This window comes from Pseudomonas sp. NFACC45 (genome assembly GCF_900113505.1).
GTDB classification, from domain to species: domain Bacteria; phylum Pseudomonadota; class Gammaproteobacteria; order Pseudomonadales; family Pseudomonadaceae; genus Aquipseudomonas; species Aquipseudomonas tehranensis.
Window position 1 is genome coordinate 11,866 of record NZ_FOPO01000007.1, and the last position, 23,192, is coordinate 35,057.

The window sequence follows — 23,192 nt, forward strand, 5'->3', positions numbered from 1 at the left end:
GAGCGGCAGCCCCGCGGATTTGAATACTTTTGCCAGGGGAGCCCGCTGACATGGAGCGTCTGACACGCATTTTGGCCGCGCTGACCCGTTGGGGCCTGGGCCTGTGCGCGCTGCTGTTGGTGCTGGTGGCACTGTATGTCAGCCTCGGACGGGAACTGGCTCCGCTGGTGGCCGAATACCGCGCCGAGGTCCAGACCCGCGCCAGCGAAGCATTGGGTATCCCCGTGCATATCGGCAGCCTGGACGGTAGCTGGAGCGCCCTGGCGCCCATCTTGCTGGCCCACGACGTGATGGTCGGCGAGGGCGCCAATGCCTTGCATCTGGATCAGGTACGGGCCGTGCCGGACTTGTGGGGCAGCCTGGTGGCGCGTCAGGTGCGCATTGCTCACCTGGAACTCAGCGGCCTGAAGATCAGCCTCAAGGAGGGCGCCGACGGCAAGTGGGCCCTGGAGGGGCTGCCAGTGCAGGACGATCAGCCCCTGGATCCTCAGCAACTGCTCGAACGCATGCAGATGATCGCGAAGCTGTCGGTGCTCGACAGCCAAGTGACCTTGCAGCCGCTGGAGCAACCGCCGCTGACCCTGACCTATGTTGGCCTGAGCCTGCGTACCGGTATTGCCCGTCAGCGTCTGGATGCACGACTGACCCTGCCTGACGGCCAGCCCGTCGCGATCAACCTGCGCACCCGTATCCGCGCCAGCGACTGGAAGAACGGCCAGGCCGATGTCTACCTGAGCCTGCCGCAAAGCGATTGGTCCAAATGGCTGCCGGAACGCCTGACCCGACAATGGCATTTTTCCCGGATCAAGGCGGGCGCAGAGTTCTGGCTGAGCTGGGGGGCGGGCACCGTGCAAAGCGCGGCCATTCGACTGAACGCGCCGGACATCCAGGGCGCCTATGCCGAGCGCAAGCCGGTACAGATCCATAACCTGGCGCTCAACGGGTATTTCCAGCGCAGTGGCCAAGGATTCAGCGCAACCTTCGACTCCCTGGCAATGAGCCTGGGCGAAACCCGTTGGGAATCGCGCCTGCAGTTGCAACAGAATAACGCCACCGAAAAAACCGAAGAACTCTGGCACGTGCAGGCTGATCGTCTCGACCTCACACCGCTGACGCCGTTGCTCCATGCCCTGGCGCCGTTGCCTGAAGGCGTTGCCACGGCGATCGACCGGCTCAAGTTCACGGGCGGCCTGCGCAACGTGCTGGTGGACTACCGCCCGCAGAACAGCGGTGATCAGAAAGTCAGCTTCGCCACCAACCTGGACACCGTAGGCTTTGATGCCTATCGCGGCGCCCCGGCGGCGCGCAACGTGTCCGGGAGCCTGAGCGGCGACCTGGGCGGCGGCGAGCTGCGCATGGACAGCAAGGATTTTTCCCTGCACCTGGACCCCATCTTCGCCAAGCCCTGGCAATACTTGCAGGCCAACGCCCGGCTGACCTGGAAGCTGGACAAACAAGGTTTCACGCTGATTGCTCCGTACCTGAAAGTACTGGGGGAGGAGGGCCGGATTGCCGGTGACTTCCTGATTCGCCTGCATTTTGACCACAGCCAGGAAGACTACATGGACCTGCGGGTCGGCCTGGTGGATGGCGACGGGCGCTATACCGCCAAGTACCTGCCTGCTGTCCTGAGCCCTGCTCTGGATGAGTGGCTGCGCACCGCCATCGTCAAGGGCGCGGTGGATCAGGGGTTTTTCCAGTATCAAGGTTCGCTGAACCAGGGCGCCGAAGACGCGGCTCGCAGCATCAGCCTGTTTTTCAAGGTGCATGATGCCGAGCTGGCGTTTCAGCCGGGTTGGCCTTCGGTGAGCAAGGTCAGCGGTGATGTTTTCGTCGAAGACAGCGGCGTGCGTATCTTTGCAAGCCAGGGGCAGTTACTGGACACCCAGGTCAGGAATGTTTCGGTGAACATCCCCCATGTGCCCAGCGGCCAGAACTCCCATCTGCTCTTGGACGGCGAGTTCGCCGGTGGCTTGGGCGACGGTTTGAAAATCCTGCAGACGGCGCCGATCGGTACGGCGCAGACGTTCGCCGGCTGGGAAGGCGAGGGCGGCCTGCAAGGCAGTGTGAAGCTGGATATTCCTTTGGCGAAAGACGAAGAACCGAAGATCCTGGTGGACTTCAAGACCGACAAGGCCCGGCTCAAGCTCAGCGAGCCGGTGCTGGAGCTGACGCAGCTCAAGGGCGATTTCCGCTTCGACAGCAACAAAGGACTGAGCGGCAAAAATATCGCGGCCAGGGCGTTCGACCGACCCGTGACCGCGCAGATTTTTGCCGAAGGCCGTGCTGGTGAACTGACGACGCGGGTGGCCGCCTCCGGACAGGTGGAGGTCAAGAAACTCACTGACTGGCTGAAGGTTACACAGCCATTGCCGGTGGCCGGGGTGGTGCCGTATCAGTTGCAGGTGATCCTCGACGGTGCCGACAGCCAACTGTCGGTCAGTTCCAGTCTCAAGGGCGTGGCCGTGGATCTGCCCGCGCCTTTCGGTCTGGCGGCCGATGCCGGGCGTGACACGGTGTTTCGCATGACCTTGCAAGGCGCCGAGCGCCGTTACTGGGTGGATTATGGCGACCTGGCCAGCTTCACCTACGCGGCGCCGAACGGACAGGTTGCAGACGGTCGCGGTGAGCTCTTGCTCGGTAGCGGTGATGCGATTCTGCCAGGAGGCAAGGGCCTGCGCCTGCGCGGGACATTATCGGAACTGGATGTCAGTCCGTGGCAAGAGCTGGTGGGCAAGTATGCGGGGCAGGATCCGGGCGGTAGCGCCAAACAACTGCTCAGCAGCGTTGATCTGAACATCGGCAAGCTCACTGCCATGGGCACGACCCTGGACCGGGCGTCGGTGCAACTGGACCGCAAGCCTGACGCCTGGGCTTTGCGACTTGCCAGCGAGCAGGCCAAGGGCACCGCCAGTCTGCCGGACGCGAAGGCCGCACCGATCGGTATCAAGCTTGACTACATTCGTCTGCCGGCCGCCGACCCGACGGTCCAGACCGACGAAAACGCGCCGGACCCGCTGGCCTCGGTCGATCCCAGCAACATTCCGGCCATGGATATTGTCATTGACCAGTTGTTCCAGGGGCCCGACCTGATTGGTGCCTGGTCGTTGAAGGTGCGTCCGACAGGCAAGGGCATTGCCTTGAACAACCTGGATATGGGCCTCAAGGGCATGGTCTTGAGCGGCAATGGCGGCTGGGAAGGTGTCCCCGGTTCCACCAGCAGTTGGTACAAAGGCCGCATCGGTGGCAAGAACCTGGCCGATGTGCTCAAGGGCTGGGGCTATGCCCCGAGCGTGACCAGCCAGAAATTCCATCTGGATGTCGATGGGCGCTGGCCCGGCTCACCGGCATGGGTCGCCACGAAACGTTTTTCCGGGAGTCTCGATGCGTCGCTGAACAAGGGGCAGTTCGTCGAGGTAGAAGGGGGCGCTCAAGCGTTGCGGGTGTTCGGTCTGTTGAATTTCAACTCCATCGGCCGACGCTTGCGTCTGGACTTCTCTGACCTGTTCGGCAAAGGCTTGAGCTACGATCGGGTCAAGGGGCTGCTGGTGGCCAGCGACGGTGTCTATGTGACCCGTGAACCGATCACCCTGACGGGGCCGTCAAGTAATCTGGAACTCAACGGAACGTTGGATATGGTGGCCGACCGGGTCGACGCCAAGTTACAGGTGACGCTGCCGGTGACCAACAACCTGCCCATTGCAGCGCTGATTGTCGGCGCGCCAGCGGTGGGTGGGGCGCTGTTTCTGATCGACAAACTGATCGGCGACCGTGTGGCGCGCTTTGCCAGCGTAAGATACGACGTCAAGGGCCCGTGGAAAGAGCCGAAGATTACCTTCGACAAGCCGTTCTGACCGGTTGATGCCGATCTCCTGTGGGAGCGGGCTTGCTCGCGAAAGCGTCGGCACATCCAACATTTGATGGGGCAGGCATACCGCCTTCGCGAGCAAGCCCGCTCCTACAGGTGAGTGATACGAGAAGTGAGGGGAAGCACCATGCCAGTGGCAGTGATTCAAATGGTCAGCCAAAGCGATGTGCTCGCCAATCTGGCCCGCGCTCGTGTGCTGCTGGAGCAGGCCGCCGCTGGCGGTGCAAGGCTGGCGGTGCTGCCTGAAAACTTCGCGGCCATGGGCCGGCGGGATGTGGCGGACATCGGTCGCGCCGAGGCCTTTGGTCAGGGACCGATCCTGCCCTGGTTGAAACAGACCGCCCGTGACCTCAAGTTATGGATTGTGGCCGGCACGCTGCCGTTGCCGCCGGTGGACCAACCGGACGCCAGGGTGCATGCCTGTTCGTTGCTGATCGACGATCAGGGCCAGATCGTCGCGCGCTACGACAAGCTGCACCTGTTCGATGTGGATGTGGCGGACAATCGCGGCCGTTATCGCGAGTCTGATGACTATGCTTATGGCTACAACGTAGTAGTGGCCGATACACCTGTAGGGCGGGTTGGCCTGTCGGTTTGTTATGACTTGCGTTTCCCGGAGCTCTACAGCGAGCTGCGCGCCGCCGGGGCTGAATTGATCACCGCGCCCTCGGCGTTTACCGCCGTGACCGGTGCCGCCCATTGGGAGGTGTTGATTCGCGCCCGGGCTATCGAGACCCAGTGTTATGTGCTGGCCGCCGCTCAGGGTGGGCTGCATCCCGGGCCACGGGAAACCTTTGGCCATGCAGCGATAGTCGACCCGTGGGGCCGTGTGCTGGCGCAACAGGATCAAGGCGAGGCCGTTTTGCTGGCCGAGCGCGACAGCAGCGAACAGGCGTCCATCCGGGCGCGTATGCCGGTGGCTAGCCATCGGCGCTTTTTCTCGCAGGGCGCACGACAGCGGCCTGTCCAAGACGACGAATTCAAGGCGTAGAACATATGAGCGGGTTGTTATCCTCAGTCAGTGAACACCTTTTAGCCCCCGGTGGCGTCACCCTGGAAAGCCTGCAAGGGGTGCTGGGCGACCTGGCCGGCCCGGGCATCGATGCAGCCGACCTGTATTTCCAGGGGCAGATATCCGAGTCCTGGTCGCTGGAAGACGGCATCGTCAAGGAGGGTAGTTTCAACCTTGACCAGGGCGTGGGCGTGCGTGCCCAGTCCGGGGAAAAGACCGGCTTTGCCTACAGTAACGCCATCACCCTTGAAGCACTGGGTGCCGCAGCCCGTGCCGCTCGTTCGATTTCCCGGGCCGGGCAGAACGGCAGGGTACAGGCCTTCAGTAGCCAGGACGTGACGCAGTTGTATGCGCCGGACAACCCGCTGGAAGTCATGAGCCGCGCCGAAAAGGTCGAGCTGCTCAAGCGCATCGACGTCGCCACTCGCGCCCTTGATCCACGCATCCAGCAAGTATCGGTGAGCATGGCCGGGGTCTGGGAGCGGATCCTGGTGGCGTCCACCGACGGCGGTCTGGCGGCGGACGTCCGGCCTCTGGTGCGTTTCAATGTCAGTGTGATCGTCGAGCAGAACGGTCGTCGCGAGCGCGGCGGCCATGGCGGCGGCGGGCGCACCGATTACCGTTATTTCCTCAGCGAAGATCGCGCCATGGGTTACGCCCGCGAAGCGCTGCGCCAGGCCCTGGTCAACCTTGAAGCGATCCCGGCGCCGGCCGGCACATTGCCGGTGGTGCTGGGCTCCGGCTGGTCCGGTGTGCTACTGCACGAAGCGGTGGGGCACGGTCTGGAAGGCGACTTCAACCGTAAGGGCAGCTCGGCCTACAGCGGCCGCATGGGCGAAATGGTTGCTTCGAAACTCTGCACCATCGTCGATGATGGCACCCTGGCCGGGCGTCGCGGCTCCCTGAGCGTTGACGATGAAGGCACCCCGACCGAATGCACCACCCTGATCGAGAACGGCGTGCTCAAGGGTTATATGCAAGACAAACTCAATGCCCGCCTGATGGGCGTGGCCCGTACCGGCAATGGTCGCCGCGAGTCTTACGCACATCTGCCGATGCCGCGCATGACCAACACCTACATGCTGGGCGGCCAGAGCGATCCGGCGGAAATCATCGCTTCGGTGAAAAAGGGCATTTACTGCGCCAACCTCGGCGGCGGCCAGGTGGACATCACCAGCGGCAAATTCGTGTTTTCCACCAGTGAGGCTTACCTGATCGAAGACGGCAAGATCACTGCGCCGGTCAAGGGCGCGACCCTGATCGGCAACGGGCCGGAGGCGATGAGCAAGGTGTCGATGGTCGGTAACGATCTGGCGCTGGACAGCGGCGTGGGGACGTGCGGCAAGGACGGGCAATCGGTGCCGGTGGGTGTCGGTCAGCCGACCTTGAAGATCGATGCGATTACCGTGGGTGGCACGGGCGCTTAAGGATGAGACGGTCCCCTATGAGCTGCGTAGGAGGTGGTGTAGGAGCTGGTGTAGGAGCTGTCGAGTGCAACGAGGCTGCGATCTTTCCCAATACACTTGAGTCTCAAGCGAAAGATCAAAAGATCGCAGGCTTCGCCAGCTCCTACAGTCTCAAGCGAAAGATCAAAAGATCGCAGCCTGCGGCAGCTCCTACAGGGCCGGATGGAACTCAGCGCAGACCGCGTTGGGTCTCGTCCAGCTCACGAATGTATTTGAAGATTTTGCGGCTCGAGGCCGGTGGCTTGTTATGCGCCAGTTCGTGCTGGGCCTGACGGATCAGGGAGCGCAATTGCTGACGGTCAGCCTCCGGGTAGTCGATGACGAATTTTTCCAGCACACCGTCATCGCCTGCGATCAGGCGATCGCGCCAGCGTTCCAGGCCATGGAAACGTTCGTTGTACTGCCGGGTGGAGGCATCGAGTTGATCGAGCAGAACCAGAATGGCGTCAGTGTCCTGGTCGCGCATCAGTTTGCCGATGAATTGCAGGTGCCGTTTACGCGCGATATTCGCGGTGTGCTTGGGCGCATCGGCCAGGGCCCGGCGCAAGGCGTCGGTCAGAGGCAGTTTGGCCAGCAAGTCAGGCTTGAGTGTTGTCAGGCGCTCGCCGAGGTCAACCAGAGCATGCAGCTCGCGTTTGACCTGGGATTTGCTTTTTTCACCCTCGTAGAGGGAGTTGTCGTAAGAATCAACCATGGTGGCAGTCCGCAAAGAAACGCCGCCATGATAACCAGTCGGGGGCCGCTTGTCCGGCCCGGTCGCTCGAAGACCAAGGGTTTGTACAAAAAGTCGCGCAGGCACTTTATGTACAAAGTCTTAACCGAAAGCAGAATTTGAGTGGAGAACACCATGAGTGCAGTTCAGAGCGTCGGCCCGCAAGCATTGCCGGCACTGCAGGAACAAGTCGAGCAGATCCTCGCCGAAGCCAAGCGACAGGGCGCCAGTGCGTGTGAGGTGGCGGTCTCTCTGGAACAAGGTCTGTCGACATCGGTTCGCCAGCGCGAGGTGGAGACCGTCGAATTCAATCGCGACCAGGGATTCGGCATCACTTTGTACGCCGGCCAGCGCAAGGGCTCGGCCAGCACGTCGGCCAGTGGTCCTGACGCCATTCGTGAAACGGTGGCTGCGGCGCTGGCGATAGCCAAGCACACCTCTGAAGACGAGGCTTCGGGCCTGGCCGACGCCGCGCTGATGTGCAAGGAACTGCGAGACTTCGACCTGTTCCACGCTTGGGACATCACCCCGGAACAAGCTATCGAGCAGGCGTTGCGTTGTGAGGCGGCGGCCTTCGACGCCGACCCGCGGATCAAAAACGCCGACGGCACGACCCTCAATACTCATCAAGGCTGTCGTGTATACGGTAACAGCCACGGTTTTATCGGCGGTTATGCGTCGACCCGGCACAGCCTCAGTTGCGTCATGATCGCTGAAGCCGACGGCCAGATGCAGCGCGACTACTGGTATGACGTGAACCGCCAGGGCAATCGGCTCGCGGACCCGGTGAGTATTGGCCGTAAAGCCGCGCAGCGGGCGGCCAGTCGCTTGGGCGCGCGGCCGGTGCCGACCTGTGAAGTGCCGGTGCTGTTTGCCGCCGAGCTGGCCGGTGGATTGTTCGGCAGTTTCCTGTCGGCGGTGTCTGGCGGCAATTTGTATCGCAAATCATCGTTTCTTGAAGGCGCGCTCGGGCAGAAACTGTTCCCCGAATGGATGACCATCGATGAGCGTCCGCACCTGATGCAGGCTATGGGCAGCTCGGCCTTCGACGGCGATGGCCTGGCCACCTACGCCAAGCCATTCGTGGAGAATGGCGAACTGGTGTCCTATATTCTAGGCACCTATTCGGGTCGCAAGCTCGGCATGCCCAGCACCGCCAATGCCGGTGGCGTGCACAACCTTTTCGTGACCCATGGTGAAGAGGATCAGGCGGCTTTGCTGCGTCGTATGGGCCGTGGCCTGCTGGTGACGGAGCTGATGGGCCACGGCCTGAACATGGTCACCGGGGACTATTCCCGTGGCGCGGCGGGGTTCTGGGTCGAGAACGGTGAAATTCAGTTTGCGGTCCAGGAAGTCACCATCGCCGGTAACATGCGCGATATGTTCAAGCAGATTCTGGCGGTAGGGAACGACCTGGAGCTGCGCAGTAATATCCGTACCGGCTCGGTCCTGATCGAGCGGATGACCGTGGCCGGAAGCTGAACTCCCATCGCCACAAAAGAAGGCGCGTCATCCATGGGATGCCGCGCCTTTTTTGTTCATGACCTCCAGGGTGCTCGCAACTCTTGTGTTGCGTCTTATTATCATCTAATAATGAATCTCATTCGCCGAGTGAGCCCCGGTCATGAGTGTCGCCCTGCACGAACAACCCTATCTTGAAAGCTGGCGCTGGATGAGTCGCCAGATCCGCTGTGCGATGAGCCCTGACGAGCCGCGGCTAATCGAACACTACCTGGCCGAAGGCCGCTATCTGGCCTGCTGCACCGCCACTTCGCCGTGGATGGTCGCCGAAACAGCGTTTCGTTTGCTGCTCGACACGGCCTCCGACACGGCGCTGCCCTGGCACTGGCGCACGCTGTGTATCGACCAGGCGTGGCGTCCACTGCGCGACCTCGAACAACAATCGCTTTGCCGTTGCCGCCTCAAGCGCTGGCAGAGCCATGCCTGGGCGCTGGCGACCTGCGCCTTGGAGCCATCCATCCCTCTTAATGAACTGGTGCAAGGATTCCCTGATGAGTAATACCCGTATTGAGCGCGACAGCATGGGCGAACTGCAGGTCCCGATGGGGGCCCTCTACGGTGCGCAGACCCAGCGCGCCGTGGATAATTTTCCTGTCAGTGGCCAACGCATGCCGGCGCAGTTCATTCGCGCCCTGATCCTGGCCAAGGCCGCCGCCGCTCGGGCGAACGTGGAGCTGGAGCAAATCAGCGCGGCCCAGGGCAAGGCCATTGTCGATGCGGCGCAGGGGTTGCTCGAAGGCAACTTCATGGAGCATTTCCCTGTGGATATCTTCCAGACCGGTTCCGGCACCAGCTCCAACATGAACGCCAACGAGGTGATCGCGACGCTGGCCAGCCGTCTGCTGGGTGAGCCGGTCAACCCGAATGATCACGTTAATTGCGGCCAGAGCAGCAACGACATCATTCCCACCAGTATTCACGTCAGTGCTGCGTTGGCCTTGCATGAGCAATTGCTGCCGGCGCTGACGCACTTGGTACAGGTGATCGAACGCAAGGCTGAGCAAGTCCACCCATTCATCAAGACCGGTCGCACTCACCTGATGGATGCCATGCCCGTGCGTTTGAGCCAGGTGCTGGAGGGGTGGGCACAACAACTCAAAGCCAATGTCGAGCATCTGCAAGCCTTGTTGCCCAGTCTGCAATCCCTGGCCCAGGGAGGGACGGCGGTCGGTACTGGGGTCAATGCTCATCCACGCTTTGCTGAGCTGTTCAGCCAGCAACTGACGCAACTGACTCAGGTGCAGTTCACCCCGGGCAAGAATCTGTTCGCATTGATCGGTTCCCAGGACACCGCGGTGGCGGTCTCCGGTCAGTTGAAGACCACAGCGGTGTCGCTGATGAAAATCGCCAACGACCTGCGCTGGATGAACTCCGGGCCGCTGGCGGGCCTGGGAGAGATCGAGCTCGAAGGTCTGCAGCCTGGCTCCTCGATCATGCCCGGCAAAGTCAATCCGGTCATTCCTGAAGCTACCGCGATGGTCGCGGCCCAGGTGATTGGCAACGACACGGTGATCACCGTCGCCGGTCAGTCTGGCAACTTCGAGCTGAACGTGATGCTGCCGATCATCGCCCAGAACCTGCTGAACAGTATCGCCCTGATGTCCACCGTCAGCCGGCTGCTGGCCGACAAAGCCATCGCCACATTCAAGGTCAACGAGGCCAGGCTCAAGGAGGCGCTGTCGCGCAACCCGATCCTGGTCACGGCGTTGAACCCGATCATCGGTTATCAGAAGGCTGCTGAGATTGCCAAGAAGGCCTATCAGCAGGGCCGCCCGGTCATCGATGTCGCCCTGGAGCACACCGACCTGTCGCGAAGCGAACTTGAGGTCCTGCTGGACCCGGAAAAGCTCACCGCCGGCGGTGTGTAACCCGACACCTTTGTGGAGGTACTCATCATGGAGCACTGGAAACGCACGATCGAACGGGCCAATCGCTGTTTCATGCTAGGTGAACTGGTGGACGCCCGCGAAGGCTATCTGCAAGCGCTGGCCCTGGCCCAAGTGTTGTTTGAGCGCTGGGCTGACGCCGATGAAGCGGTCGCCGCCTGCGTCGTCTCCCATCACAACCTGGCGGATCTGCACTTGCGTCTGAACCAACCGGAGGAGAGTGCCGAGTACTTGTGTGCCATCCATCAGCGCCTGTTGCAGGCCATGCAAGACGAGCGTCTTGCCCCCGCTCTGCGCGCGGCCGCGATGCGTCACAGCCACAAGACTTACGTCGAACTGCTGAGTTTCATCAGCGAGCATGGCGAATACCCACGCACCCAACGCCTGCTGCATTGCGATGCCGCTTCACTCCGGCAGCGCAACGCCCCTGTTCATTTTGGAGTTCATTGAAAATGGCTTTTACTTTACCTGCATTGCCTTACGCCTACGATGCCCTGGAGCCGCACATCGATGCGCAGACCATGGAGATCCATTACACCAAGCATCACCAGACTTACATCAACAATCTCAACGCTGCGGTGGACGGCACCGAATACGCCGAGTGGTCTGTCGAAACGCTGCTGTCCAGGGTGGAGCAACTGCCGCAAAGCCTGAGGGGGGCAGTGATCAACCAGGGCGGCGGGCATGCCAATCATTCGTTGTTTTGGGAGGTCATGTCGCCCCAAGGCGGCGGTGAACCCGAGGGCGCTCTGGCGGCAGCGATCGAGGCGCAACTGGGGGGGCTCGAACGATTCAAGGAGGCTTTCACCAAAGCGGCGCTGACCCGTTTCGGCAGTGGTTGGGCCTGGTTGAGTGTGACCCCGCAAAAGACGCTGGTGGTGGAAAGCAGCGGCAATCAGGACAGCCCGTTGATGAGCGGCCATACGCCGATTCTAGGCTTGGACGTGTGGGAGCACGCCTATTACCTGCTGTATCAGAACCGTCGACCTGAGTACATCAACGCTTTCTACAACGTGATCAACTGGCCGGAAGTAGCACGCCGTTACCAGGCAGCCCTTGCCTGAACTTCATAAAAACAATCCAAGGCCGATTATGGATACTCAAATACTGGCGATAGCTAGCGCACGGTTGTTCCGTTATGCCTTGGGGTCGCTGTTGCTGTTGGCAGGGATGACGTTGCTCGCGGCTCAGGGGTTGGCGTGGCTTGATCTGGAGCCGAAACTGCTGCGTGCGCTCCAGGGCGGTGGCCTTTGTGCCTTGGGCACCGCATTGGGCGCGGTGCCGGTGCTGGTTATCCGGCGCATGCCCCAGGCTGTGAGCGATTCGCTGCTGGGCTTCGGTGCCGGAGTGATGCTGGCCGCCACGGCATTTTCGTTGATTGTGCCGGGCATTGCCGCAGCCGAACAATTGGGGCTCACGCCTTGGGCGGCCAGTGGTCTGATCAGCTTTGGAATCCTGCTGGGGGCATTCGGGTTATATCTGGTGGACCGCAAAGTGTCAGCCAGTCCTGAAAGGCTGGTCGAGGTGCCCGGACGTCCGATTATCGCACCGCGGATCTGGCTGTTTGTGTTCGCCATCGTGGCCCACAACATTCCTGAAGGGATGGCCGTCGGCGTATCGGCGGGCGGCGGCATGCCCGATGCCGACAGCCTGGCGATGGGTATCGCCTTGCAGGATGTGCCTGAGGGGTTGGTGATTGCGCTGGTGCTGGCTGCCGCAGGCATGTCACGGCTCAAGGCGTTCGCCATTGGCGCCGCGTCCGGGCTGGTCGAGCCAGTCTTCGCGCTGTTGTGCGCCTGGCTGGTGAGCTTGGCCGAGATGTTATTGCCCCTGGGGTTGGCGCTTGCGGCCGGGGCGATGCTGCTGGTGGTCACCCATGAGGTGATTCCCGAGTCACGCCGTCATGGCTACGACAAGCTGGCGAGCCTGGGATTGCTGGTGGGGTTTTGTCTGATGATGGTGATGGATACCGCCTTGGCGTGACGCAATGCCTGTGTGGCGAGGGAGCAAGCTCCTCGCCACAGGGGTTACTCACCTTCGTCGAAGTAGTTGTTGATCAGCGCCACCAGCGCATCCAGCGCTTGTTGCTCCTGATCGCCTTCGGTTTTCAGATAGATCTTGGTGCCTTGGCCGGCGGCTAGCATCATCATCGCCATGATGCTTTTACCGTTGATCATTTTCTCGGGGTCGCGGCCGACGCTGATCTCACAAGGAAACTGACCTGCCACACCGACGAACTTGGCTGACGCGCGGGCATGCAAGCCCAGCTTGTTGATGATTTCAATTTCCAGAGCAGGCATCGCGATGTGAATCCTTTAGCTGAGGTCGCGGTGGCGAACCTGGACGTTCTTCAGGGACTGTTGCAGGAGCTGACCCAAACGTTCGGTCAGGTAGACGGAGCGGTGATGGCCACCGGTGCAGCCAATGGCAATCGTGACGTAGGCGCGGTTGCTCGCGGCAAAGCGCGGCAGCCATTTGAGCAGGTAGCTGGAGATGTCCTGGTACATTTCCTCGACATCCGGCTGGGCGGCCAGGTAGTCGATCACCGGCTGGTCGAGCCCCGACTGTTCGCGCAGCTCCGGTTTCCAATAAGGATTGGGCAGGCAGCGCACATCGAACACCAGGTCGGCGTCTACCGGCATTCCGCGCTTGAAACCGAACGACTCCACCAGAAATGCCGTACCTGGCTCCGGCTGGTTCAGCAGGCGCAACTTGATGGTGTCGCGCAGTTGATACAGGTTCAAGTGGGTGGTATTGACCTTCAGGTCCGCCAAGTCGGCGATCGGCCCCAGCAACTGACTCTCGTCATGGATGGCTTCGGCCAGGGAGCGGCTTGCGTTGCTCAGGGGATGACGCCGACGGGTTTCGGAGAAACGCTTGAGCAGCGTCTCCTCATCGGCATCCAGATACAGCACGTCGCACTGGATGTGCCGATTACGCACTTCTGCCAGCAGTTCCGGAAACCGCGACAGGTGGCTTGGCAGGTTACGTGCATCGATGGAGACCGCCACCAGCGGTTGCGCCAGTTCGGTATGGATCAGGGCGCGCTCGGCCAGTTCCGGCAGCAGGCCGGCCGGCAGGTTGTCGATGCAGTAGTAGCCGCTGTCCTCAAGCACGTTAAGCGCCGTGCTTTTACCGGAGCCGGAGCGTCCGCTGACAATGATCATGCGCATGTTTAATGACCGTTCTGCTCGTCCAGGACAACCTGATACAAGGCTTCGTTGTTCGGCGCGCTGCGCAATTTCTCGCGCACTTCCTTGCGGTCCAGCATGCTGGCGATCTGGCGCAGCAGCTCAAGGTGCGCATCGGTCGCCGCTTCCGGTACCAGCAGTACAAACAGCAGGTCGACCGGTGCGCCGTCGATGGCGTCGAAATCTATGGGCGCTTCAAGGTGCAGCAGCGCACTGATCGGCGCTGTACAGGCCTTGAGGCGACAATGGGGAATGGCAATACCGTTGCCAAAGCCGGTGGAGCCCAGTTTTTCACGGGCAAACAGCGCCTCGAAGACGTCCTGCATTTCCAGATCCGGCACTTCGCGGTGGATCAGGTTGGCAATTTGTTCGAGGGCTTTCTTTTTGCTGCCACCCGGCACGTTCACCTGGGAACGGCCGGGGGTCAGGATGGATTCTAGTCGGATCATGGATTAGGGGGGTTAACGACCTGTCGCGCCCTGGAGGAGGCTCTGGGTCTTTTCCTTATGCTTTTTGAGTTGGCGATCCAGCTTGTCGGTCAGCAGGTCAATCGCGGCATACATGTCTTCATGCGCAGCATTGGCAACCACCTCTCCGCCGGGGATATGCAACGTGGCTTCGATTTTCTGCAGCAGCTTCTCGACGTTCATCGTGACTTGCACGTTGGTGATCTTGTCGAAATGCCTCTCCAATCGTTCGAGTTTTTCGCCGATGTATTCGCGAAGAGGTTCGGTCACTTCCAGTTGGTGTCCACTGATGTTGACTTGCATACAGCTTCTCCTTCGTTGCCAGTGCATAAAGCGGCAGGCAGAAATGCCTGCCACTGGAACGCTGTGGCGTGGCCTGTTACATCAACCGCTTGCGTTCGCTCGAAGGTGCGATCCCGAGGGATTCACGGTATTTAGCGACGGTACGGCGGGCCACCTGAATGCCTTGTGCCTCCAGTAAACCAGCGATCTTGCTGTCACTCAACGGCTTTTTCTGATTTTCCGCGGCCACCAGTTTTTTGATGATCGCGCGGATGGCTGTGGACGAGCATTCACCGCCTTCGGAGGTGCTGACGTGGCTGGAGAAAAAGTATTTCAGTTCATAGATGCCCCGCGGGGTATGCATGAATTTCTGGGTGGTCACCCGCGAAATGGTGGACTCGTGCATGCCCACTGCCTCGGCAATGTCATGCAGGACCAACGGCTTCATGGCTTCGTCGCCGTACTCCAGGAAGCCGCGCTGATGCTCGACGATCTGGGTGGCCACTTTCATCAGGGTTTCGTTGCGGCTTTGCAGGCTCTTGATGAACCAGCGCGCTTCCTGCAACTGGTTGCGCATGAAGGTGTTGTCGGCGCTGGTGTCCGCGCGCTTTACGAAACCGGCGTACTGAGCGTTGACCCGCAGCTTGGGCACCGATTCCTGGTTCAGTTCCACCAGCCAGCGGTCGTTGTGCTTGCGCACGATCACGTCGGGAACCACGTACTCGGGTTCAGTGGACTCGATCTGCGAGCCTGGGCGCGGGTTGAGGCTCTGGACCAGCTCGATCACCTGGCGCAGTTCATCTTCCTTGAGCTTCATGCGACGCATCAACTGGCTGTAGTCGCGACCGCCCAGCAAGTCGATGTAATCGGTGACCAGTCGCTTGGCTTCGGCCAGCCAAGGCGTCTTGGCGGGCAACTGGCGCAGTTGCAGCAGAAGACACTCGCCCAGGTTGCGAGCACCGATGCCGGCCGGTTCGAACTGCTGGATGCGATGCAGGACGGCTTCGATTTCATCCAGCTCAATGTCCAGCTCGGGGTCAAAGGCCTCGAGGATTTCTTCAAGCGTTTCGTCCAGGTAGCCCTGATTGTTGATGCAGTCGATCAGGGTTACGGCAATCAGACGATCGGTATCGGACATCGGCGCCAGGTTCAGTTGCCACAGCAAGTGGCTCTGCAGGCTTTCGCCGGTGGAGGTGCGGGTGGTGAAGTCCCACTCGTCGTCATCGCTGCTGGGCAGGCTGCTGGCGCTGGTCTGGTAGACGTCTTCCCAGGCAGTATCCACGGGCAGATCGTTGGGGATGCGTTCGTTCCATTCGCCATCCTCCAGGTTATCCACCGTCGGGGCGGTTTCCTGGTAGGACGGTTCCGGGATTTCGGTGTTGGTCTTTTGCTCGACGTTATCGGCCAGCGGATCGGTGTTGTCGAAGTCGTCGCCTTCTTCCTGGCGTTCGAGCATCGGATTGGACTCCAGGGCCTCCTGGATTTCCTGTTGCAGGTCCAGGGTCGACAATTGGAGCAGGCGGATGGCCTGTTGCAGCTGCGGTGTCATCGTCAGCTGCTGGCCCATTCTCAAGACTAGCGATGGTTTCATGGCTGGGGCTTAACACCTTATTCGCCGGCGCACATGCGCCATCCACTACAGGGCGCCGAAGCGCCAAACTTAAGCAAATTATATGCCTGAAACTGAAGTGTTTGCCTAGGGCGTCACGCAATAAAATTAGCGACGCCGAGGTGATTGACCAGACACTTTTCGCTTACAGGCGGAACTCATGGCCCAAATACACTTCCTTGACCAGTTCATTGGCCAGGATGGTCGCGGAGTCGCCTTCGGCAATCAACTGGCCATCATTGACGATATAGGCGGTTTCACAGATATCCAGCGTCTCGCGTACGTTGTGGTCGGTGATCAATACGCCGATGCCCTTCGCCTTGAGATGGTGGATGATCTGCTTGATGTCGCCGACCGAAATCGGGTCCACGCCGGCGAATGGTTCGTCCAGCAGGATGAATTTCGGTGCGGTGGCCAGGGCGCGAGCGATTTCCACGCGGCGCCGTTCGCCACCGGACAGGCTCATGCCCAGGTTGTCGCGGATGTGGCTGATGTGGAATTCCTGCAGCAGGCTTTCCAGTTCCTGGCGGCGACCGGCCTTGTCGAGTTCCTTGCGGGTCTCGAGGATCGCCATGATGTTGTCGGCAACCGACAGTTTGCGGAAGATCGACGCTTCTTGCGGCAGATAGCCGATACCGGCCTTCGCCCGGCCATGCATCGGCTGGTGGCTGACGTCCAGATCGTCGATCAGGACGCGGCCCTGATCGGCCTGAACCAGGCCGACGATCATGTAGAAACAGGTGGTCTTGCCTGCGCCGTTGGGGCCGAGCAGGCCGACGATCTGGCCGCTGTCGATGGACAGGCTGACATCACGCACGACTTGGCGGCTCTTGTAGCTCTTGGCCAGGTGCTGAGCTTTCAGAGTTGCCATTACTGGGCCTTCTGCTCGTCGGTTTTCTTTTTCGGCTGGATGACCATGTCGATCCGTGGGCGCTGTTCGGTGACCGCGCTGCCAGTGGCGCGACCGGCGCTGGCCAGTTTTTTGTTTGTGTCGTAGACGATTTTCTCGCCCTGGGTGGTGTTGCCGTCCTTGTCGATGACCTTGGCGCGATCGATCAGCACCACGCGGTCTTTGGCGGCGTGGTACTGAATGGTTACCCCGTAGCCCTGAACCGGCTTGGTGTCGCCCGCGGTTTGCATCTGCTCGAAGTAGGCCAGGTTGCCCACCGAGGTGACGACGTCGATGTCGCCGGACTGGGTGCGGGTGATGGTCACGGTATTGCCGGTGACCTTCATCGAACCCTGGGTGATGATCACGTCACCTTTATAGGTGGCGACACCGTTCTTGTCGTCCAGTTGGGCGTCGTCGGCCTGGATGCGGATAGGCTGGTCGCGGTCGGTGGGGAGGGCCCAGGCGCTCGCGCTTCCCAGTGCTGCGCCCAGACTGAGCAAAATAGGGAGGGTTTTAGCGAGCTTCATACTGTCCTCTTACGTTCGATAGCAGGTGTATCCTGCTTTCCTTCAAATACGCTTTCATTCCCGTGCCGGTCGACACACCACCGGCGCCGTCGATTCTAACGGGTTGCTCGGTCTGCGCATATTCTCGCTGCGGGAAGACTGTCATACGACTGCTGGTAATGATGGTCGTACGGTTCTTCTCATCGGTCCGGGCGATGCGTACCGAATCAATCAGTTCCACTTCGGTGCCGTCAGGATTGACTTCGGCGCGCTCGCTTTGCACGTGCCACGGAAACTCGGTGCCCCTGAAGATGTTCAGGTCTGGCTTGGTGACCAGTGTGATCTCGCTGGCTTTGACGTGGTCGACCTTGTCGGACGTCATTTCATACTGCACTTTGCCATCGGGCAGGTATTGCAAGGTATGCGTGTTGGTCGCATACCAGTCGATATCATTTTCCTGGACCTTGACCGCGGGGCGGTCGAGGAAGCGTTCAGGGCTGATGTTCCAATAGCCCACCGCCGCGAAAATCGCTGCGATGCAGCTGAACACCACGATGGTGCGAATTTTCTTGCTTAGCATAAATGGCTCACAGGTACGCGGCGTTGGCCGCTTCAAGGCGGCCTTGGGCGCGCAAGATCAGTTCACAGAATTCACGGGCGGCGCCTTCGCCGCCCCGTGCCGTGGTGATGCCGTGGGCGTGCTCACGCACGAAGCCGGCCGCGTTGGCCACCGCCATGCCCAGGCCGACTCGACGAATCACCGGCAGGTCCGGCAGGTCGTCACCGAGGTAGGCGACCTGTTCATAGCTTAGGTTGAGTTGGCCCAGAAGCTCGTCCAGCACCACCAGTTTATCTTCGCGTCCCTGATAAAGGTGGGGGATCCCGAGGTTCTTCGCGCGCCGCTCGACCACGGGGGTCTTGCGGCCGCTGATGATGGCAGTCTGCACGCCGGCGGCCATCAGCATCTTGATGCCTTGGCCGTCGAGGGTGTTGAAGGTCTTGAATTCGCTGCCGTCTTCGAGGAAATAAAGACGGCCGTCAGTCAGAACGCCATCGACGTCGAACACGGCGAGCTTGATGTTCTTGCCTCGTAGCAGCAGGTCGGTAGTCATCACATTACTCCAGCGCGCAGCAGGTCGGACAGGTTGAAGGCGCCGATCGGACGGTCCTCGCTGTCCACCACCACCAGTGCGTTGATTCTATGGTCTTCCATGATTTTCAAGGCTTCGGCGGCCAGCATGTCGGCGCGAGCGGTCTTGCCGTGGAGGGTCATGACTTCGTCGATGGTCGCGCGGCGAATATCGATGGCGCGGTCCAGTGTGCGGCGCAGGTCTCCGTCGGTGAAGATCCCGGCAAGTTTGCCGTCGGCTTCGAGAATGACCGTCATGCCCAGGCCCTTGCGGGTCATTTCCATGAGCGCATCCTTGAGCAGCGTACCGCGTTGTACTTGCGGCAGCTCCTGGCCTGCATGCATCACGTTTTCGACTTTCAGCAGCAGGCGACGGCCCAGGGCGCCGCCGGGGTGTGAGAAAGCGAAGTCTTCAGCAGTAAAGCCCCTGGCCTCCAGCAGGGCAACGGCCAGGGCGTCGCCCATGACCAGGGCGGCGGTCGTGGAGGAGGTCGGCGCCAGGTTCAACGGGCAGGCCTCGTGCTCGACATGCACGTTGAGGTTCACTTCGGCGGCCTTGGCCAAGGGCGAATCCGGGTTACCGGTGATGCTGATCATCTGAATGCCCAGGCGTTTGATCAGCGGCAGCAGGGTAATGATCTCATTGGTGGAGCCGGAATTGGACAGGGCCAGGATGACATCGTCCCGGGTGATCATGCCCATGTCGCCATGGCTGGCTTCGGCCGGGTGAACAAAAAATGCCGTGGTTCCTGTGCTGGCCAGGGTGGCCGCAATCTTGTTGCCAATATGCCCGGACTTGCCCATGCCGACCACGACCACCCGGCCCTTGCTGGCCAGAATCATCTCGCAGGCGCGTACGAAATCAGCGTCGATATGGGGCAGCAAGCCTTGTACGGCTTCGAGCTCGAGGCGAATGGTACGTTGTGCCGATTGAATCAGATCGCTGGATTGGCTCATGTCAGAAATCGTATAGCCCGATGAAAAGGCGGCGATTATAGCGGCAATGAACAATTCCCTCACGTTAGTTCGTCATGCTTTGTGCGAACACCTCCCAAGGTTCGCCCTGAAGCTGGGACTTTCACCTTAATCCACCCTTAACGGGAGGGGGGTAACCCTTGGGCGCGCGACAGTTGCAGTGATATAGTTCGCCGCCGGTTCGGGTGCCCGGCAGTCCGGCGTTTGTCGGTTGGTCAGGGCATTCGGATGTGAGGCTGCATCGCAAGGAGTTTAGATGAGTGCCGACAACGCCTACGCGGTCGAGCTGAAGGGATTGTCCTTCAAGCGAGGGACGCGCAGCATTTTCAATGACATCGATATCCGCATTCCCCGCGGCAAGGTCACCGGCATCATGGGGCCTTCCGGGTGCGGCAAGACCACGCTGTTGCGGCTGATGGGCGCACAGTTGCGCCCCAGTGCCGGCGAAGTCTGGGTCAATGGACAGAATCTTCCAAAGCTGTCGCGCAGCGATCTGTTCGATGCGCGCAAGCACATGGGCGTGCTGTTCCAGAGCGGCGCGTTGTTCACCGATCTTGATGTGTTCGAGAATGTGGCATTCCCCTTGCGGGTCCATACCGACCTGCCGGAAGAGATGATTCGCGACATTGTCCTGCTCAAATTGCAGGCGGTCGGACTGCGTGGTGCCCTGGACTTGATGCCGGACGAACTGTCCGGTGGCATGAAGCGCCGCGTCGCCCTGGCCCGGGCGATTGCCCTTGATCCGAAGATCCTCATGTATGACGAACCCTTCGTTGGCCAGGACCCGATTGCCATGGGCGTGCTGGTGCGCCTGATTCGCCTGCTCAACGATGCGCTGGGTATTACCAGCATTGTGGTGTCCCACGATTTGGCCGAAACCGCCAGCATTGCGGACTACATCTACGTGATCGGCGACGGCCAGGTGCTGGGGCAGGGTACGCCCCAGGAATTGAAGGCCTCGGACAGCCCGCGCATTCGTCAATTCATGAAGGGTGATCCGGACGGGCCTGTGGCGTTCCATTTTCCGGCCACGGATTACCGCACCGATCTGCTGGGGAAGCGCTGATGCGCAAGAAATCACTGATAGAAAGAGTTCGCTTGTTTGGTCGTTCCGGCATCGATGTGGTGGCCGTGCTGGGCCGTTCCTCGCTGTTTCTGATGCATGCCCTGCTTGGGCGTAACTCCACGGGTGGTGGTTTTGGCCTGCTGGTGAAGCAACTGCACTCGGTGGGCGTGATGTCCCTGGTGATCATTGTGGTCTCCGGGATCTTCATCGGTATGGTCCTGGCGCTGCAGGGGTTCAACATCTTGTCCAGCTACGGTTCGGAGCAGGCGGTTGGACAGATGGTCGCGCTGACATTGTTGCGCGAACTGGGGCCTGTGGTGACCGCGTTGCTGTTTGCCGGGCGTGCCGGTTCGGCGCTGACGGCCGAAATCGGTAACATGAAGTCCACCGAGCAGTTGTCCAGTCTGGAAATGATCGGTGTCGACCCGCTCAAATACATCATCGCCCCGCGCCTGTGGGCCGGTTTCATTTCCCTGCCGGTGCTGGCGATCATTTTCAGCGTCGTGGGGATCTGGGGCGGCTCGTGGGTGGCTGTCGACTGGCTGGGTGTCTATGAAGGTTCCTACTGGTCCAACATGCAGAACAGCGTCGATTTTCTCGATGACGTGCTCAACGGCGTGATCAAAAGTGCCGTATTCGCTTTCGTGGTGACCTGGATCGCCGTGTTTCAAGGCTATGACTGTGAGCCCACGTCAGAGGGGATCAGCCGTGCCACAACCAAGACCGTGGTGTACGCCTCGCTGGCGGTCCTGGGCCTTGACTTTATTCTGACCGCCTTGATGTTTGGAGATTTCTGATGCAAAACCGCACCCTGGAAATCGGTGTCGGCCTTTTCTTGCTGGCTGGCATCCTGGCTTTGCTGTTGTTGGCCCTGCGGGTCAGTGGCCTGGCGCCGACCGCAAGCACCGACACTTATAAACTTTATGCTTATTTTGACAATATCGCCGGTTTGACGGTCAGAGCCAAAGTGACCATGGCCGGTGTAACCATCGGCAAGGTCACGGCAATCGATCTGGACCGCGACAGTTTCACCGGTCGGGTGACGCTGCAGCTGGAAAAGCGCGTGGATAACCTGCCGACTGACTCCACTGCATCGATCCTCACTGCTGGGCTGCTGGGCGAGAAATACATCGGCATCAGCGTTGGCGGTGAAGAAGCTTTGCTCAAGGATGGCGGGACCATCCACGATACGCAGTCGTCACTGGTGCTCGAGGACCTGATCGGTAAATTCCTGCTCAATACCGTTAGCAAAGACGCCAAATGAGGAGCTTTTGAATGATCTCTATCTTGCGACGTAGCCTGTTGGTGCTGCTCGCGGCGCTGCCGCTGATGGCCAACGCCGTGGCCGCGCCTTCGGCCCATGAAATCATCCAGGACACTACCACCCGGTTGCTGGCAGACCTGGCCGCGAACAAAGAGAAATACAAGCAGGATCCGGGGGCGTTCTACGACGCGCTGAACGGCATCGTCGGTCCCGTGGTGGATGCCGACGGTATTTCCCGAAGCATCATGACCGTCAAGTACTCGCGCAAGGCGACCCCGGCGCAGATGACCCGCTTCCAGGAAAACTTCAAGCGCAGCCTGATGCAGTTCTATGGCAACGCCTTGCTCGAATACAACAACCAGGGCATCACCGTTTCGCCGGCCAAGGAGGAAAACGGCAACCGCACCAGCGTCGATATGCAGGTCAAGGGCAATAACGGCGCCATCTATCCTGTGTCCTACACACTCGAGAAAATCAACGGCGAGTGGAAGGTGCGTAACGTGATCATCAATGGCATCAACATCGGCAAGCTGTTCCGCGATCAGTTCGCTGATGCGATGCAGCACAACGGCAATGATCTGGACAAAACCATCGACGGTTGGGCCGGTGAAGTCGCCAAGGCCAAGGAAGTTGCCCAGGATGCTCAAGAGAAGCAGGCGCAATGAGTGAGTTGGCGAGTGAGTCGGCCATTCGTCTGGGCGAATCTGGCGAGCTGTTGCTCAGTGGCGTGCTGGACTATCGCACCGGTCCGGAACTGCGCAAGCAGGGTCAGGCGCTGATCGGCTCCGCCGGCGCCGCAGAGCTGGTCATTGACTGCTCGGCGGTGCAGAAGTCCAGCAGTGTTGGCTTGTCCCTGCTGCTGTGCTTTGTGCGTGACGCCGAGGCCGCCGGCAAGGCGTGGAGCATCCGTGGGATGCCCGAAGACATGCGCGAAATAGCCCAGGTCAGCGAACTGACCGAGCTATTGGTGCACTCCTGACCCACATCCCTGAAAAAGCCCCCCGTCAGAGTCCTGCTTCGCGGGGTTCGCAGGCGCGGGGCTTTTTTGTATGATGTGCGACCCGTGCGCACAGGGCGCCGATAGAGGTTGAGCATGCAGGCCGTAGAAGTGAAGAGCTTCCTTGAAGGAAAGCTGCCCGAAACTGTCATTGAAGTTGAGGGCGAAGGCTGCAACTTTCAGCTGAACGTGATCAGCGATGAACTGGCGGCGTTGAGCCCGGTGAAGCGTCAGCAGCAGATCTATGCCCATTTGAACCCGTGGATCGCCGATGGCAGCATCCATGCGGTCACTATGAAATTTTTCAGCCGCGCGGCCTGGGCCGAGCGCACCTGAGCCCAAGGGCGTC

The 23,192-nt window shown here is 60.5% G+C and carries 26 protein-coding genes; 15 read left to right on the forward strand and 11 right to left on the reverse strand.

All coding sequences use genetic code 11. The features are described from left to right. The first annotated feature begins 50 nt into the window (after window positions 1–50). The 3 genes from BM132_RS14170 to tldD all read left to right on the forward strand — a co-directional run bounded on the left by BM132_RS14170 (window position 51) and on the right by tldD (window position 6,307). Window positions 51–3,854, forward strand: coding sequence for a YhdP family protein (locus BM132_RS14170; RefSeq protein ID WP_092456071.1), 3,804 nt, complete (start codon window positions 51–53; stop codon window positions 3,852–3,854). Window positions 3,855–3,995: 141 nt separating this feature from the next. Beyond that, window positions 3,996–4,859, forward strand: coding sequence for a carbon-nitrogen hydrolase family protein (locus BM132_RS14175; protein WP_092394121.1), 864 nt, complete (start codon window positions 3,996–3,998; stop codon window positions 4,857–4,859). A 5-nt stretch (window positions 4,860–4,864) separates the two neighbouring features. Then, window positions 4,865–6,307: a metalloprotease TldD gene (gene tldD, locus BM132_RS14180; RefSeq protein ID WP_092394118.1), complete on the forward strand. Its 1,443-nt coding sequence runs from the start codon at window positions 4,865–4,867 to the stop codon at window positions 6,305–6,307. Window positions 6,308–6,515: 208 nt separating this feature from the next. Here the strand turns inward: tldD and yjgA are convergent, their stop codons facing one another. Next, window positions 6,516–7,040, reverse strand: a complete 525-nt coding sequence (gene yjgA, locus BM132_RS14185; protein WP_092456074.1) for a ribosome biogenesis factor YjgA — start codon at window positions 7,038–7,040, stop codon at window positions 6,516–6,518. A gap of 153 nt (window positions 7,041–7,193) precedes the next feature. Between yjgA and pmbA the strand changes: the two genes are divergently transcribed. From pmbA to BM132_RS14215, 6 genes are all read left to right on the forward strand, one after another. Next, a complete protein-coding gene (pmbA, locus tag BM132_RS14190) occupies window positions 7,194–8,540 on the forward strand; it encodes a metalloprotease PmbA (protein WP_092456077.1) in 1,347 nt (448 codons plus the stop codon). A 142-nt stretch (window positions 8,541–8,682) separates the two neighbouring features. Continuing rightward, window positions 8,683–9,078, forward strand: coding sequence for a FagA protein (locus BM132_RS14195; RefSeq protein WP_092394109.1), 396 nt, complete (start codon window positions 8,683–8,685; stop codon window positions 9,076–9,078). Next, on the forward strand, window positions 9,071–10,447 hold the full coding sequence (locus tag BM132_RS14200) for a class II fumarate hydratase (RefSeq protein WP_092456080.1): 1,377 nt from the start codon (window positions 9,071–9,073) through the stop codon (window positions 10,445–10,447). Before BM132_RS14195 ends, BM132_RS14200 begins: the two co-directional genes overlap by 8 nt. A gap of 27 nt (window positions 10,448–10,474) precedes the next feature. After that, window positions 10,475–10,915 (forward strand): hypothetical protein, encoded by a 441-nt coding sequence (locus BM132_RS14205; protein ID WP_092456082.1) that lies wholly within the window; start codon window positions 10,475–10,477, stop codon window positions 10,913–10,915. A 2-nt stretch (window positions 10,916–10,917) separates the two neighbouring features. Then, complete coding sequence (locus tag BM132_RS14210; protein ID WP_092394101.1) at window positions 10,918–11,529, forward strand: superoxide dismutase; 612 nt, start codon at window positions 10,918–10,920, stop codon at window positions 11,527–11,529. A gap of 28 nt (window positions 11,530–11,557) precedes the next feature. Continuing rightward, the gene (locus BM132_RS14215; RefSeq protein ID WP_092456086.1) at window positions 11,558–12,448 is read left to right on the forward strand and encodes a ZIP family metal transporter; all 891 of its coding nucleotides are present in this window, start codon (window positions 11,558–11,560) and stop codon (window positions 12,446–12,448) included. A gap of 44 nt (window positions 12,449–12,492) precedes the next feature. Here the strand turns inward: BM132_RS14215 and BM132_RS14220 are convergent, their stop codons facing one another. The 10 genes from BM132_RS14220 to BM132_RS14265 all read right to left on the reverse strand — a co-directional run bounded on the left by BM132_RS14220 (window position 12,493) and on the right by BM132_RS14265 (window position 19,498). Beyond that, on the reverse strand, window positions 12,493–12,765 hold the full coding sequence (locus tag BM132_RS14220) for an HPr family phosphocarrier protein (protein WP_092394095.1): 273 nt from the start codon (window positions 12,763–12,765) through the stop codon (window positions 12,493–12,495). A gap of 15 nt (window positions 12,766–12,780) precedes the next feature. Next, on the reverse strand, window positions 12,781–13,638 hold the full coding sequence (rapZ, locus tag BM132_RS14225; RefSeq protein WP_047228671.1) for an RNase adapter RapZ: 858 nt from the start codon (window positions 13,636–13,638) through the stop codon (window positions 12,781–12,783). A 2-nt stretch (window positions 13,639–13,640) separates the two neighbouring features. Next, a complete protein-coding gene (gene ptsN / locus BM132_RS14230; protein ID WP_092456089.1) occupies window positions 13,641–14,105 on the reverse strand; it encodes a PTS IIA-like nitrogen regulatory protein PtsN in 465 nt (154 codons plus the stop codon). Between the two features lie 12 nt (window positions 14,106–14,117). After that, on the reverse strand, window positions 14,118–14,426 hold the full coding sequence (gene hpf / locus BM132_RS14235) for a ribosome hibernation-promoting factor, HPF/YfiA family (protein ID WP_047228669.1): 309 nt from the start codon (window positions 14,424–14,426) through the stop codon (window positions 14,118–14,120). A 76-nt stretch (window positions 14,427–14,502) separates the two neighbouring features. Further along, window positions 14,503–15,996 carry an RNA polymerase factor sigma-54 gene (locus BM132_RS14240; protein WP_047228668.1) on the reverse strand — a complete coding sequence of 498 codons (1,494 nt, stop codon included), beginning with the start codon at window positions 15,994–15,996 and terminating at the stop codon, window positions 14,503–14,505. Between the two features lie 163 nt (window positions 15,997–16,159). Further along, window positions 16,160–16,885 carry an LPS export ABC transporter ATP-binding protein gene (gene lptB, locus BM132_RS14245; protein WP_047228667.1) on the reverse strand — a complete coding sequence of 242 codons (726 nt, stop codon included), beginning with the start codon at window positions 16,883–16,885 and terminating at the stop codon, window positions 16,160–16,162. Beyond that, on the reverse strand, window positions 16,885–17,433 hold the full coding sequence (lptA, locus tag BM132_RS14250) for a lipopolysaccharide transport periplasmic protein LptA (RefSeq protein WP_092394089.1): 549 nt from the start codon (window positions 17,431–17,433) through the stop codon (window positions 16,885–16,887). Before lptA ends, lptB begins: the two co-directional genes overlap by 1 nt. Further along, window positions 17,420–17,992 carry an LPS export ABC transporter periplasmic protein LptC gene (gene lptC, locus BM132_RS14255; protein ID WP_092394086.1) on the reverse strand — a complete coding sequence of 191 codons (573 nt, stop codon included), beginning with the start codon at window positions 17,990–17,992 and terminating at the stop codon, window positions 17,420–17,422. Before lptC ends, lptA begins: the two co-directional genes overlap by 14 nt. A 7-nt stretch (window positions 17,993–17,999) precedes the next feature. Further along, window positions 18,000–18,524, reverse strand: coding sequence for a KdsC family phosphatase (locus BM132_RS14260; RefSeq protein WP_092394083.1), 525 nt, complete (start codon window positions 18,522–18,524; stop codon window positions 18,000–18,002). Further along, entirely contained in the window at window positions 18,524–19,498 is a 975-nt protein-coding gene (locus BM132_RS14265; protein ID WP_092394079.1) for a KpsF/GutQ family sugar-phosphate isomerase, read from the reverse strand. The genes BM132_RS14260 and BM132_RS14265 overlap by 1 nt, the downstream gene beginning before the upstream one ends. 274 nt (window positions 19,499–19,772) lie before the next feature. On the opposite strand from BM132_RS14265, the gene BM132_RS14270 reads away from it, so the two are divergent. The 6 genes from BM132_RS14270 to BM132_RS14295 all read left to right on the forward strand — a co-directional run bounded on the left by BM132_RS14270 (window position 19,773) and on the right by BM132_RS14295 (window position 23,179). Continuing rightward, a complete protein-coding gene (locus BM132_RS14270; RefSeq protein ID WP_092394076.1) occupies window positions 19,773–20,582 on the forward strand; it encodes an ATP-binding cassette domain-containing protein in 810 nt (269 codons plus the stop codon). Next, a complete protein-coding gene (mlaE, locus tag BM132_RS14275) occupies window positions 20,582–21,379 on the forward strand; it encodes a lipid asymmetry maintenance ABC transporter permease subunit MlaE (protein ID WP_092394073.1) in 798 nt (265 codons plus the stop codon). Before BM132_RS14270 ends, mlaE begins: the two co-directional genes overlap by 1 nt. Continuing rightward, window positions 21,379–21,846: an outer membrane lipid asymmetry maintenance protein MlaD gene (gene mlaD, locus BM132_RS14280; protein ID WP_047228660.1), complete on the forward strand. Its 468-nt coding sequence runs from the start codon at window positions 21,379–21,381 to the stop codon at window positions 21,844–21,846. Before mlaE ends, mlaD begins: the two co-directional genes overlap by 1 nt. An 11-nt stretch (window positions 21,847–21,857) precedes the next feature. Further along, window positions 21,858–22,511: an MlaC/ttg2D family ABC transporter substrate-binding protein gene (locus BM132_RS14285; RefSeq protein WP_092394070.1), complete on the forward strand. Its 654-nt coding sequence runs from the start codon at window positions 21,858–21,860 to the stop codon at window positions 22,509–22,511. Then, entirely contained in the window at window positions 22,508–22,825 is a 318-nt protein-coding gene (locus tag BM132_RS14290; protein ID WP_092456093.1) for an STAS domain-containing protein, read from the forward strand. The genes BM132_RS14285 and BM132_RS14290 overlap by 4 nt, the downstream gene beginning before the upstream one ends. A 114-nt stretch (window positions 22,826–22,939) precedes the next feature. Beyond that, on the forward strand, window positions 22,940–23,179 hold the full coding sequence (locus tag BM132_RS14295) for a BolA family protein (protein ID WP_047228657.1): 240 nt from the start codon (window positions 22,940–22,942) through the stop codon (window positions 23,177–23,179). Window positions 23,180–23,192 lie beyond the last annotated feature (13 nt).